Origin of the sequence: Streptomyces spinoverrucosus (genome assembly GCF_015712165.1) — a bacterium.
Classification (GTDB): domain Bacteria; phylum Actinomycetota; class Actinomycetes; order Streptomycetales; family Streptomycetaceae; genus Streptomyces; species Streptomyces spinoverrucosus_A.
Genome location: NZ_JADPZX010000001.1, coordinates 1,853,726 through 1,866,173, shown reverse-complemented (window position 1 = coordinate 1,866,173; position 12,448 = coordinate 1,853,726). Strand labels below are relative to the sequence as shown.

At 71.2% G+C, this 12,448-nt stretch carries 8 protein-coding genes and 1 pseudogene; 7 read left to right on the top strand and 2 right to left on the bottom strand.

Annotated features, from left to right (window positions below):
- The first annotated feature begins 226 nt into the window (after nucleotides 1-226).
- The 5 genes and pseudogenes from I2W78_RS08385 (at nucleotide 227) to argF (ending at nucleotide 7,034) form a co-directional block, all read left to right on the top strand.
- On the top strand, nucleotides 227-1,693 hold the full coding sequence (locus I2W78_RS08385; protein ID WP_196458325.1) for a 3' terminal RNA ribose 2'-O-methyltransferase Hen1: 1,467 nt from the start codon (nucleotides 227-229) through the stop codon (nucleotides 1,691-1,693).
- Nucleotides 1,690-4,229: pseudogene (locus tag I2W78_RS08380) on the top strand (polynucleotide kinase-phosphatase). Before I2W78_RS08385 ends, I2W78_RS08380 begins: the two are co-directional and overlap by 4 nt.
- 129 nt (nucleotides 4,230-4,358) lie before the next feature.
- Nucleotides 4,359-4,715 carry an effector-associated domain 2-containing protein gene (locus I2W78_RS08375; protein WP_196458324.1) on the top strand — a complete coding sequence of 119 codons (357 nt, stop codon included), beginning with the start codon at nucleotides 4,359-4,361 and terminating at the stop codon, nucleotides 4,713-4,715.
- Between the two features lie 29 nt (nucleotides 4,716-4,744).
- Entirely contained in the window at nucleotides 4,745-5,968 is a 1,224-nt protein-coding gene (locus I2W78_RS08370; RefSeq protein ID WP_196458323.1) for an arginine deiminase, read from the top strand.
- 58 nt (nucleotides 5,969-6,026) lie between these two features.
- On the top strand, nucleotides 6,027-7,034 hold the full coding sequence (argF, locus tag I2W78_RS08365; RefSeq protein ID WP_196458322.1) for an ornithine carbamoyltransferase: 1,008 nt from the start codon (nucleotides 6,027-6,029) through the stop codon (nucleotides 7,032-7,034).
- Nucleotides 7,035-7,224: 190 nt separating this feature from the next.
- Here the strand turns inward: argF and I2W78_RS08360 are convergent, their stop codons facing one another.
- Nucleotides 7,225-7,698 carry an ATP-binding protein gene (locus I2W78_RS08360; RefSeq protein WP_196458321.1) on the bottom strand — a complete coding sequence of 158 codons (474 nt, stop codon included), beginning with the start codon at nucleotides 7,696-7,698 and terminating at the stop codon, nucleotides 7,225-7,227.
- 338 nt (nucleotides 7,699-8,036) lie between these two features.
- Between I2W78_RS08360 and I2W78_RS08355 the strand changes: the two genes are divergently transcribed.
- A complete protein-coding gene (locus I2W78_RS08355) occupies nucleotides 8,037-8,864 on the top strand; it encodes an enoyl-CoA hydratase family protein (RefSeq protein ID WP_196458320.1) in 828 nt (275 codons plus the stop codon).
- A 4-nt stretch (nucleotides 8,865-8,868) separates the two neighbouring features.
- A complete protein-coding gene (locus I2W78_RS08350) occupies nucleotides 8,869-11,262 on the top strand; it encodes a bifunctional salicylyl-CoA 5-hydroxylase/oxidoreductase (RefSeq protein ID WP_196458319.1) in 2,394 nt (797 codons plus the stop codon).
- Here the strand turns inward: I2W78_RS08350 and I2W78_RS08345 are convergent.
- Nucleotides 11,246-12,448, bottom strand: coding sequence for a sulfate adenylyltransferase subunit 1 (locus tag I2W78_RS08345; RefSeq protein ID WP_196458317.1), 1,203 nt, complete (start codon nucleotides 12,446-12,448; stop codon nucleotides 11,246-11,248). The two genes, I2W78_RS08350 and I2W78_RS08345, sit on opposite strands and share 17 nt — an antisense overlap.

Here is a 12,448-nt window from a genome sequence, read left to right as displayed (position 1 = left end):
CCGAGTCGATCAGCACCGGCCCCGTCGAGCTGTGACGGAAGCCACCCCTCCGGTCACAGCCCTGTCACAGCCGAGCGGCGTCCGAGCGGCGTCCGGGCACCGGACGAGCACCGACCGAGCACCGGCCGAGCGGAAAATCCCAGGTGGTGTCGCTTTGTTGTCTGTACGTTGTCAGGGACCAGCGGGCGCGCATACCCGCACTTCAGACCCTTTCGAGGCAACCACCGTGTTCCTGACGATCAGTACCACCGGCACCCAAGAACGCCCCGCGACCGACCTCGGGTTCCTGCTGCACAAGCATCCCGAGAAGGCGCAGGCGTTCTCCACCTCCTACGGCAAGGCGCACGTCCTCTACACCGAGGCCGACGCCGAACGCTGCACGGCGGCGCTGCTGCTGGAGGTGGACGCGGTGGCACTGGTCCGGCGCGGCAAGGGCAAGGGCCGGGGCGGCGCACCCGACGCGGCCCTGGCGCAGTACGTCAACGACCGCCCGTACGCGGCCTCCTCACTGCTCGCCGTGGCGCTGAGCGGCGTCTTCTCCAGCGCGATGCGCGGGGTGTGCAACGCCCGCCCCGAGCGCGCCGCCGAGCCGCTCCCGCTGCGCATCGAGGTTCCCGCGCTGCCCGCACGCGGCGGCCCGGAGCTCGTACGCCGCCTCTTCGAGCCGCTCGGGTGGACGGTCACGGCCGAGCCCGTGCCGCTGGACACGGAGTTCCCGCAGTGGGGTGACTCGCGGTACGTGCGTCTGGTCCTGGAGTCCGAGGCGCTGACCCTCGCCGCCGCCCTGCGCCACCTGTACGTCCTGCTCCCCGTCCTCGACGACGCCAAGCACTACTGGGTCTCCTCCGACGAGGTCGACAAGCTGCTGCGGGCCGGGGAGGGCTGGCTGCCGGACCACCCGGAGCAGAAGCTGATCACCAGCCGCTACCTCTCGCGCCGCTGGTCGCTGACCCGCGAGGCGATGGAACGCCTGGAGCTGGTACGGCTGGCCGAGGCCGACGACAGCGAGGTCGAGGACATCGACAACGCCGTCGAGGCCGAGACCGAGCAGGAGGAGAAGCCGACGCCGCTCGCCGTGCAACGACGGGAGGCGATCGTGGCCGCGCTCCAGGAGTCCGGCGCCGCCCGGGTCCTCGACCTCGGCTGCGGGCAGGGCCAGTTGGTGCAGGCGCTGCTGAAGGACGTGCGGTTCACCGAGATCGTCGGTGTCGACGTGTCGATGCGCGCGCTCACCATCGCCTCCCGGCGGTTGAAGCTGGACCGCATGGGGGAGCGGCAGGCCGCGCGCGTCAAGCTCTTCCAGAGCTCGCTCGCCTACACCGACAACCGGCTCAAGGGCTACGACGCCGCCGTGCTCAGCGAGGTGATCGAGCACCTCGACCTGCCCCGGCTGCCCGCCCTGGAGTACGCGGTGTTCGGCGCCGCCCGACCCCGCACGGTCCTCGTGACCACCCCCAACGTCGAGTACAACGTCCGCTGGGAGACCCTCCCGGCCGGGCACGTCCGGCACGGCGACCACCGCTTCGAGTGGACGCGGGAGGAGTTCCGCCAGTGGGCCGGGGCCGTCGCCGAACGGCACGGCTACGAGGTGGAGTTCCGACCCGTCGGACCGGACGACCCCGAGGTGGGGCCGCCCACCCAGATGGCCGTGTTCACCATGACCGGCACCGCGAAGGAGGAGAAGGCCGCATGACCGTCGACACCCAGGGGCGCACCCTGCCCGTCACCGACCTCTCCCTCGTGGTCCTCGTCGGCGCCTCCGGCTCCGGCAAGTCCACCTTCGCCCGCCGCAACTTCAAGCCCACCGAGGTCATCTCCTCCGACTTCTGCCGGGCCTCGTCTCCGACGACGAGAACGACCAGAGCGCGACGAAGGACGCCTTCGACGTCCTGCACTACATCGCGGGCAAGCGCCTCGCCGCCGGCCGCCGCACGGTCGTCGACGCGACCAGCGTGCAGTCGGACGCCCGGCGGCAGCTGATCGACCTGGCCAGGCAGTACGACGTGCTGCCCATCGCCATCGTCCTCGACGTGCCCGAGGAGGTGTGCGCCGAGCGCAACGCCGCCCGCACCGACCGGGCCGACATGCCGCGCCGGGTGATCCAGCGGCACATCCGCGAACTCCGCCGCTCCATACGCCACCTGGAGCGCGAGGGCTTCCGCAAGGTGCACATCCTGCGCGGAGTGGCGGAGGCCGAGAACGCCACCGTCGTCACCGAGAAGCGCTTCAACGACCTCACCCACCTCACCGGCCCGTTCGACATCATCGGCGACATCCACGGCTGCGCCTTTGAACTGGAGTCGCTGCTGGGCAGGTTGGGCTACGTCGAAGGAGCGCACCCCGACGGCCGTACGGCGGTCTTCGTCGGCGACCTCGTCGACCGCGGCCCGGACAGCCCCGGTGTGCTGCGCCGCGTGATGTCCATGGTGAAGTCCGGCAACGCGCTGTGCGTGCCCGGCAACCACGAGAACAAGTACGGGCGGTATCTGCGCGGCCGCAAGGTCCAGCACACCCACGGACTCGCCGAGACGATCGCGCAGATGGAGGGCGAGAGCGAGGAGTTCAGGCAGGAGGTACGGGAGTTCCTCGACGGGCTGGTCAGCCACTACGTCCTCGACGGCGGCAAGCTCGTCGTCTGCCACGCCGGTCTGCCGGAGAAGTACCACGGCCGCACCTCCGGCCGGGTCCGCAGCCACGCCCTGTACGGCGACACCACCGGCGAGACCGACGAGTTCGGGCTGCCGGTGCGCTACCCGTGGGCGGAGGACTACCGGGGCCGGGCGGCCGTGGTGTACGGCCACACACCGGTCCCCGAAGCCACCTGGCTGAACAACACCATCTGCCTGGACACCGGCGCCGTCTTCGGCGGCAAGCTCACCGCGCTGCGCTGGCCGGAGCGGGAACTGGTCGACGTGCCGGCCGAGCGGGTCTGGTACGAGCCGACGAAGCCGCTGCGCTCACAGGCGCCGGGCGGGCAGGACGGGCGGCCGCTGGACCTGGCGGACGTGCGGGGACGGCGGGTCGTGGAGACGCGGCACGCCGGGCGGATCGCGGTGCGTGAGGAGAACGCGGCGGCGGCCCTGGAGGTCATGAGCCGTTTCGCCATCGACCCGCGGCTGCTGCCGTACCTCCCGCCGACGATGGCGCCGACGGCCACCTCCCACGTCGAAGGCTATTTGGAGCACCCGGCCGAGGCCTTCGCGCAGTACAAGGACGACGGTGTCGCCCGAGTCGTGTGCGAGGAGAAGCACATGGGTTCGCGGGCGGTGGCGCTGGTGTGCCGGGACGCGGAGGCGGCGCGCAAGCGGTTCGGGGTCGACGGCCCGACAGGCTCGCTGTACACCCGTACCGGCCGCCCGTTCTTCGACGACGAGACGGTCACCGAGGAGATCCTCGGGCGGCTCAGGTCGGCCGTCGAGTCGGCGGGCCTGTTCGCGGAACTCGACACCGAGTGGCTGCTGCTCGACGCGGAGCTGATGCCGTGGTCGTTGAAGGCGTCCGGGCTGCTGCGCAGTCAGTACGCGGCGGTCGGCGCCGCCTCCGGGGCGGTGTTCCCGGGCGCGGTGGCCGCCCTGGAGGGCGCGGCGGCACGCGGCGTCGACGTCACCGACCTGCTCGCGCGCCAGCGGGAGCGGGCGGCCGACGCGGCGGCGTTCACCGAGGCGTACCGGCGCTACTGCTGGACCACGGACGGCCTGGACGGCGTACGCCTCGCCCCGTTCCAGATCCTGGCCGTGCAGGGCCGCAGCCTCGCCGCACTGCCGCACGACGAGCAGCTCGCCCTGCTCGACCGCCTCGTCGAGCACGACGGCACCGGTCTGCTCCAGACCACCCGGCGGCTGTACGTCGACACCGGCGACCCCGAGTCGGTGCGGGCCGGTGTCGACTGGTGGCTGGAGATGACCGGCCGGGGCGGCGAGGGCATGGTCGTCAAGCCGCTCGGCGCGGTGGTGCGCGGCGAGCAGGGCCGACTGGTGCAGCCGGGCATCAAGTGCCGGGGCCGCGAGTACCTGCGGATCATCTACGGCCCCGAGTACACCCGCCCGGACAACCTGGCCCGACTGCGCTCCCGGTTCCTGAACCACAAGCGGTCGCTGGCGCTGCGCGAGTACGCGCTCGGCCTGGAGGCCCTGGACCGGCTGGCCGAGGGCGAGCCACTGTGGCGGGTGCACGAGGCGGTGTTCGGGGTGCTGGCGCTGGAGTCGGAGCCGGTGGATCCGCGGCTGTGAGCGGTGGGCGGCGATGCGGTGTCGCCCACCCTTGCCCAGTGGCCGTTGACGTCGAGCAGCCTGCTTTGCCGCGAGTTGACGTGCTGGCTTCGCTGGTCGGTCGGGTTGCCGGCTCATGGGGGAAGGTCGGTGGAGACAGCGGCGGGATTAGGTGAGTTCGGGCGCGCGTCGGCGAGAGACCTGCTGTTCCGCCTGACCGAGGCGCTGTGCGGGTTGAGTTGCCTCGAGGACCAGGCGGGACGCCAGTACTTCGCCGGCGTCCTCTCGGAGCAGCTGAACGTCCCTGTCGACGTGCGGGGTGTGAAGCAGCGCGAGGACGTTGTCATCCTGGTGCGGACCGCCCTGAGCGTGCCCCAGGGAGAGCGCGTCCTGGCCGACGTGGTGCGGGTCGCCTGCTGGCCCGCCCCGAACTGCTGCTGCCGCAACCCAAGGGCTCACCTGAGCGCCCCCGGAATGATCGAGGCGCCCTGGTCGAAACGGGGGTGAACACGCGCCCGAATGGTCAGGATGGAGGCATGGGATTCCACGTCGACTCCGAAGCCGGGCGGCTGCGCCGCGTCATCCTGCACCGGCCCGATCTGGAGCTCAAAAGGCTCACCCCCAGCAACAAGGACACCCTGCTCTTCGACGACGTCCTGTGGGTGCGCCGGGCGCGCGCCGAGCACGACGGGTTCGCCGACGTGCTGCGCGACCGCGGTGTCACCGTCCACCTGTTCGGCGAGCTGCTCACCGAGGCCCTGGAGATCCCGGCGGCCCGCGCGCTCGTCCTGGACCGGGTCTTCGACGAGAAGGAGTACGGCCCGCTGGCCACCGACCACCTCCGGGCGGCGTTCGAGGCGCTGCCCACCCGGGAGCTGGCCGAGGCGCTGGTCGGCGGAATGACCAAGCGGGAGTTCCTGGACGCGCATGCGGAGCCGACCTCGGTGCGCTTCCACGTCATGGATCTCGACGAGTTCCTGCTGGACCCGCTGCCGAACCACCTCTTCACCCGGGACACCTCCGCCTGGATCTACGACGGCGTGTCCATCAACGCCATGCGCTGGCCCGCCCGGCAGCGCGAGACCGTGCACTTCGAGGCGATCTACCGGCACCACCCGCTCTTCCGCGACGAGGGGTTCCACATCTGGTCGGAGGGGCAGGCCGACTACCCGTCGACCATCGAGGGCGGGGACGTGCTGGTGATCGGCAACGGTGCCGTGCTCATCGGCATGAGCGAGCGGACCACCCCGCAGGCCGTCGAGATGCTGGCGCACAAGCTGTTCGCGGCGGGCTCGGCGGAGACGATCGTGGCGCTCGACATGCCCAAGCGGCGCGCGCTGATGCACCTCGACACCGTGATGACCATGGTCGACGGCGACGTCTTCACCCAGTACGCCGGACTCGGCATGCTCCGCTCGTACACCATCGAGCCGGGCGTCGGCGAGAAGGAGCTGAAGGTCACCGACCACCCGCCGGAGCACATGCACCGCGCGATCGCCGCAGCGCTCGGCCTGAGCGAGATCAGGGTCCTCACCGCCACCCAGGACGTGCACGCGGCCGAGCGCGAGCAGTGGGACGACGGCTGCAACGTGCTCGCCGTCGAACCGGGCGTGGTCGTCGCCTACGAACGGAACTCCACCACCAACACCCATCTGCGCAAACAGGGCATCGAGGTGATCGAGATCCCGGGCAGTGAGCTGGGGCGGGGCAGAGGCGGCCCGCGGTGCATGAGCTGCCCGGTCGTACGGGATGCTGTATAGGCATGCGTGATTTCGTATAGAATTCCAGCGTCCGTGTCCCTGTACCTCTGGAGCGCCCATGGCGACAGTCCCGACCGCCCTCGCAGGCCGCCACTTCCTCAAGGAGCTCGACTTCACCGAGCAGGAGTTCCTGGGGCTGGTCGAGCTGGCCGCCGAGCTGAAGGCCGCCAAGAAGGCCGGGGCCGAGACCCAGTATCTGCGGGGCCGCAACATCGCGCTGATCTTCGAGAAGACGTCGACGCGCACGCGCTGCGCGTTCGAGGTCGCCGCCGCCGACCAGGGCGCCTCGACGACGTATCTCGACCCCTCCGGATCGCAGATCGGGCACAAGGAGTCGGTGAAGGACACCGCCCGCGTGCTCGGCCGGATGTACGACGGGATCGAGTACCGCGGGGACAGCCAGGCCAAGGTGGAGGAGCTGGCGGCACACGCCGGCGTGCCCGTCTACAACGGCCTCACCGACGACTGGCACCCCACCCAGATGCTCGCCGACGTCCTCACCATGACCGAGCACGGCACCCGGCCGCTGAAGGAGACCGCCTTCGCCTACCTCGGCGACGCCCGCTTCAACATGGGCAACTCCTACCTGGTCACCGGCGCCCTGCTCGGCATGGACGTACGGATCGTCGCCCCCAAGTCCTACTGGCCCGCCCCGGAGATCGTCGACCGGGCCCGCGCGCTCGCCGAGACCAGCGGCGCCCGGATCAGGCTCACCGAATCCCTTCAGGAGGGCGTCGCGGGCGCCGACTTCGTCGCCACCGACGTCTGGGTCTCCATGGGCGAGCCCAAGGACGTCTGGGACGAGCGGATCACCGCACTCGCCCCGTACGCCGTGACCATGGACGTGCTGCGCGCCACCGGCAACCCGGACGTGAAGTTCCTGCACTGCCTGCCCGCCTTCCACGACCTCGGCACCAAGGTCGGCCGTGAGATCCACGAGACGCACGGGCTGGACTCCCTGGAGGTCACCGACGAGGTGTTCGAGTCGGCCCACTCGATCGTCTTCGACCAGGCGGAGAACCGGCTGCACACCATCAAGGCCGTCCTGGTGGCGACCCTCGCCTGAGCATTCCTGGTCCTGACCGTGCCTGATCAGGCTTTATGCTGTCCGGCGGCCCGGAGCCACCCCTTCCGAGCCGACCGACTCGACCCACCGGTCGCACCCGCACCACCAGAAACGAGCACCACCGGCATGCCCCGCACCTTCCGGGTGCCGCTGTATCCCGTGGTGCCCCTGCTGGGCGTCGGCTTCTGGATCACGTCGCCGGACGCGGACGCCAGTGCGGCTGACGCTGACGCGGTACGACGGGCAGTCTGAACCACACCGCCTTGCCCGACTCGGTGGGGCGGTGACCGCAGGACGCGCTCAGGGTGCGGATCAGCAGCAGCCCGCGCCCGTGCTCCTGCCAGGGGTCGGGCTCGCGCTCGGCGGGCCGCGTGAGATTGCCGGGCGGCGCCGGGTCGGGGTCGTGCACCTCGACCTTGCAGCCCGTCGGCAGCAGCTCCACGACCAGCTCTATCGGGGCGTCGCCCGCCGTGTGCTCGACGGCGTTGGCGACCAGCTCGGCCGTCAGCAGCTCGGCGGTGTCGCAGTCGGCGCCGTGCTCCAGCTCCGCGAGCGCCGTACGGACCAGTGCGCGGGCCACGGGCACGGCGGCCGCGGAGTGCGGCAGCGCGACGCGCCAGGAGGCGGGGGCAGAGGGTCGTTCGTGCACAGCTAGTCCGTTCATGGAGCAGGCATGTCCTGAGTGCCGAGAGTCTCAGGCTGTCCTGCTTTCAACCTTAGGAATGGTACGGCGCCCCTCGGCAGAGTCCCACGACGGGCACCGCCCGGACCTTCGGCCCGGTGCGTGCGGCTTACCCGGGTGAACGGACGGCCGCGCAGGGGTGCTCCCACTGTTACCGCGTTATTGATGTCCGGTGACGTGTGTGACCGAAGACACCCCTGTGACCAGGGTGATCTCCCGCACTAGGCCTATCGCGTAGTCCTGACGACAGTCACGAATGAGTGATAGTTTCATGGGGTAGAGGTCAGTGAGGCAGTGCCCGCCCAAGGAGGCCGCACCCCATGAGTCCCTTCACCGGCTCCGCCGCCCCCACCTCGCCCTGGCGCCATCTGCGCGTCGACCGCGCCGACGGTGTGGCCACCGTCACCCTCGCCCGCCCCGACAAGCTCAACGCGCTCACCTTCGGCGCCTACGCCGACCTGCGCGACCTGCTCGCCGAGCTGTCCCGGGAGCGGTCCGTGCGCGCCCTGGTAATGGCCGGCGAGGGGCGCGGCTTCTGCTCGGGCGGGGACGTCGACGAGATCATCGGCGCCACACTGTCCATGGACACCGCCCAGCTCCTCGACTTCAACCGGATGACCGGCCAGGTGGTGCGGGCCGTCCGGGAGTGCCCGTTCCCGGTGATCGCGGTGGTGCACGGGGTGGCGGCGGGCGCCGGGGCGGTCCTCGCGCTGGCGGCGGACTTCCGGGTCGCGGACCCCACCGCACGCTTCGCGTTCCTCTTCACCCGGGTCGGCCTGTCCGGCGGCGACATGGGCGCCGCCTACCTGCTGCCCCGCGTCGTCGGCCTCGGTCACGCCACCCGCCTCCTCATGCTCGGCGAACCGGTCCGCGCACCCGAGGCCGAGCGCATCGGCCTGATCAGCGAGCTGACGGACGAGGGCCGTGCGGACCAGGCCGCACAGCAGCTGGCCCGCCGCTTGGCCGAGGGCCCCGCCCTGGCCTACGCCCAGACAAAGGCCCTCCTCACGGCCGAGCTGGACATGCCACTGGCGGCAGCGGTGGAACTGGACGCCTCGACGCAGGCCCTGTTGATGACAGGCGAGGACTACAGGGAGTTCCACAAGGCATTCACAGAAAAGCGCCCCCCGAAGTGGCAGGGGAGGTAGGGGGATGTTCTCCTCTCAGGGGACTGTCCCGACTCCAGGGGCGCGGGGCTGCGTTGAATTCGCGGCTACCGCCGCGCGGGCGCGACCAGCCACCAACAGCCCGCAGCCACCCAAGAAGGCCAGCCACCCCCTACGCATCGCGATCACCGGCGGCGGCCCCGGCGGCCTCTACGCGGCAGCCCTACTGAAACGCCTCGACCCGGACCGCCGGATCACCCTCTGGGAACGCAACGCCCCCGACGACACCTTCGGCTTCGGAGTAGTCCTCTCCGACGAAACCCTGGGCGGCATCGAACACGCCGACCCAACCGTCTACGAAGCCCTGCAACAACACTTCGTCCGCTGGGACGACATCGACATCGTCCACCGAGGAGCACGCCACACCTCCGGAGGCCACGGCTTCGCAGCCCTGGAACGCAAACGCCTCCTGGAGATCCTCCACACCCGCTGCCACCACCTCGGCGTCGACCTCCGCTTCCGCACCGAGGCCCCACCCCCCGCCACCCTCTCGAACTCCTACGACCTCGTCATCGCCGCCGACGGCGTCCACAGCGCCACCCGCGAGACCTACGCCGACGCGTTCCGCCCCCGCATCACGACCCACCGCTGCCGATACATCTGGCTGGCCACCGACTTCCCCTTCGACGCCTTCCGCTTCGAGATCGCCGAGACCGAGCACGGCGTGATGCAACTGCACGGCTACCCCTACGCCCCCGACGCCTCGACCGTGATCGTCGAGATGCGCGAGGAGGTCTGGCAGGCGGCCGGTTTCGACGAACTCGGCGAGCACGAGTCCATCGAACGATGCGCCAAGATCTTCGCGGAGACGCTCGGCGGCCGCCCGCTGACGTCCAACAACTCCACCTGGACCACCTTCCGCACGGTCGTCAACGAAAGCTGGTCGCACGGCAACGTCGTCCTCCTCGGCGACGCCGCTCACACCGCCCACTTCTCCATCGGCTCCGGCACCAAACTCGCCGTCGAGGACGCCCTCGCCCTGGCCGCCTGCATCCAGGAGCAGCCCTCGATCGAGGCGGCCCTGACCGCGTACGAGGAGGAGCGGGGGCCCGTCGTCGCCTCCACCCAGCGGGCCGCCCGGGCCAGCCTGGAATGGTTCGAGAACCTCTCCCTCCACCTCGGCCAGCGCCCCCGCCAGTTCGCCTTCAACCTGCTCACCCGCAGCCGCCGCGTCACCCACGACAACCTCCGGCTGCGCGACGCGCACTTCACCGAGGCCGTGGAGCGCGAGTTCGGCTGCCCGCCCGGCACACCCCCGATGTTCACCCCGTTCCGGCTGCGCGGCCTGACCCTGCGCAACCGGGTCGTGGTCTCGCCGATGGACATGTACTCGGCGGTCGACGGCGTCCCCGGCGACTTCCACCTCGTCCACCTCGGCGCCCGCGCGCTCGGCGGCGCCGGGCTGGTGATGACCGAGATGGTGTGCGTGAGCCCGGAGGGCCGGATCACGCCCGGCTGTGCCGGCCTGTACACCGGCAGGCAGGCCGAGGCCTGGCGCCGGATCACCGACTTCGTGCACGCCCAGGCCCCCGGCACCGGAATCGGCGTGCAGCTCGGCCACAGCGGGCGCAAGGGCTCGACCAAGCTCATGTGGGAGGGGATGGACGAGCCGCTCGACGACGGCAACTGGCCGCTCGTGGCCGCCTCCCCGCTGCCGTACAAGCCCGGCAGTCAGACCCCGCGCGAGCTGTCCCGTGCCCAACTGACCGACATAAGAGAGCAGTTCACCGCCGCCGCCTGGCGTGCCGCGCGGGCCGGCTTCGATCTGCTCGAACTGCACTGCGCCCACGGCTATCTGCTCTCCGGTTTCCTCTCCCCGCTGACCAACCGGCGCACCGACGCCTACGGCGGCTCGCTCGCGAAACGGCTTCGCTTCCCGCTGGAGGTCTTCGACGCCGTACGGGCCGTGTGGCCGGAGGAGAAACCCATGACCGTGCGGATCTCGGCCGCCGACTGGGCCGAGGGCGGCACCACGCCCGAGGAGGCCGTCGCGATCGCCCGGGCCTTCGCCGCGCACGGCGCCGACGCCATCGACGTGTCGACCGGGCAGGTGGTGGCCGAGGAACGGCCGGAGTTCGGGCGGTCGTACCAGACGCCGTACGCGGACCGGATCCGGCACGAGGCGGGCGTCCCGGTGATCGCGGTCGGCGCGATCTCCTCCTGGGACGACGTCAACTCCCTGCTCCTGGCGGGCCGCACGGACCTGTGCGCGCTGGCCCGCCCGCACCTGTACGACCCGCACTGGACGCTGCACGCGGCCGCCGAGCAGGGGTACGACGGTCCGGGCGTCGTCTGGCCGGCGCCGTACCGGGCGGGCAGCCGGCCACCCCGGACCGGACGCACCGACGCCCCCAAACCCCGGCTCACCCTGGGGAGCTGAGGTCGACCATCCCGGCCGTGAGGGTCGCGCCGTCCGCCGGGTCGATCAGGATGAACGCACCGGTGCGGCGGGAGACGGCGTAGTCGTCCAGGGGCAGCGGCTCGGCGGTGCGCAGGGTGACGCGGGCCAGGTCGTTCGCCGTGAGTTCGGTGGCGCCGGCCAGGTCCTTGACGATCGCCTTGACCGTCCGGGTGGTGTGCCGGAGCAGCACCCGGTCGCCGGCCCGCAGCGGGCGGTCGGCCAGGTGGCAGACGGCCGCGCGGACATCCTGGGTGAGCGCGGGGACGCCGACCCCGGCCGTGATCATGTCGCCGCGCGAGACGTCCCGTTGGTCGGCCAGGCGCAGGCTGACCGACTGCGGGGCGTGGGCCCGGTCGGCCGGTGTGCCGAGGACGTCGATGCCGGCGATCTCGGAGGTCTCGCCGGTCGGATGGATGGTCACCCGGTCCCCGACGCACAGCGAGCCGGACGCCAACTGACCGGCGTAGTGGCGGACTTCGCCGTGCCGGATGACGTACTGCACGGGGAAACGGGCGGGCGCGTCGGCCGGGGCGGTAGTGACGGGCACGCTCTCCAGGAACTCCAGCAGGGCCGGACCCTCGTACCAGGCCATGCGCGTCGAACGCTCCACCACGTTGTCCCCGGCCAGCGCCGACACCGGGATCGGCGTGAAGCCGGGCAGGCCCAGCTCGGCCGCGTGGCCCGCGAAGTCCTCGGCGATGTGCTCGAACACCGGTTGCTGGTATCCGGTGAGGTCCATCTTGTTGACGGCGAGGACGATGTGGGGGACGCGGAGGAGGGCGGCGATGGCGGCGTGGCGGCGGGTCTGTTCGACGATGCCGTTGCGGGCGTCGACGAGGATGACGGTCAGCTCGGCCGTGGAGGCGCCGGTGACCATGTTGCGGGTGTACTGCACGTGTCCTGGCGTGTCGGCGAGGATGAAGCGGCGTCGGGGTGTGGCGAAGTAGCGGTAGGCGACGTCGATGGTGATGCCCTGTTCGCGCTCGGCGCGCAGGCCGTCCGTCAGCAGGGCGAGGTCGGGGCCGTCGCCGCGGGAGGCGCGGGTGACCGCTTCCAGCTGGTCGGTGAGGATGGACTTGGAGTCGTGCAGCAGTCGGCCGACGAGGGTGGATTTGCCGTCGTCGACGGAGCCGGCGGTGGCGAGGCGGAGGGTGTCGGTGGTCAT

Coding starts and splice junctions, on each gene's coding strand:
- I2W78_RS08370 (WP_196458323.1), top strand. CDS start 4,745: ATGGGATTCCACGTCGACTCCGAAGCCGGGCGGCTGCGCCGCGTCATC.
- argF (WP_196458322.1), top strand. CDS start 6,027: ATGGCGACAGTCCCGACCGCCCTCGCAGGCCGCCACTTCCTCAAGGAG.
- I2W78_RS08360 (WP_196458321.1), bottom strand. CDS start 7,698: ATGAACGGACTAGCTGTGCACGAACGACCCTCTGCCCCCGCCTCCTGG.
- I2W78_RS08355 (WP_196458320.1), top strand. CDS start 8,037: ATGAGTCCCTTCACCGGCTCCGCCGCCCCCACCTCGCCCTGGCGCCAT.
- I2W78_RS08350 (WP_196458319.1), top strand. CDS start 8,869: ATGTTCTCCTCTCAGGGGACTGTCCCGACTCCAGGGGCGCGGGGCTGC.
- I2W78_RS08345 (WP_196458317.1), bottom strand. CDS start 12,448: ATGACCACCGACACCCTCCGCCTCGCCACCGCCGGCTCCGTCGACGAC.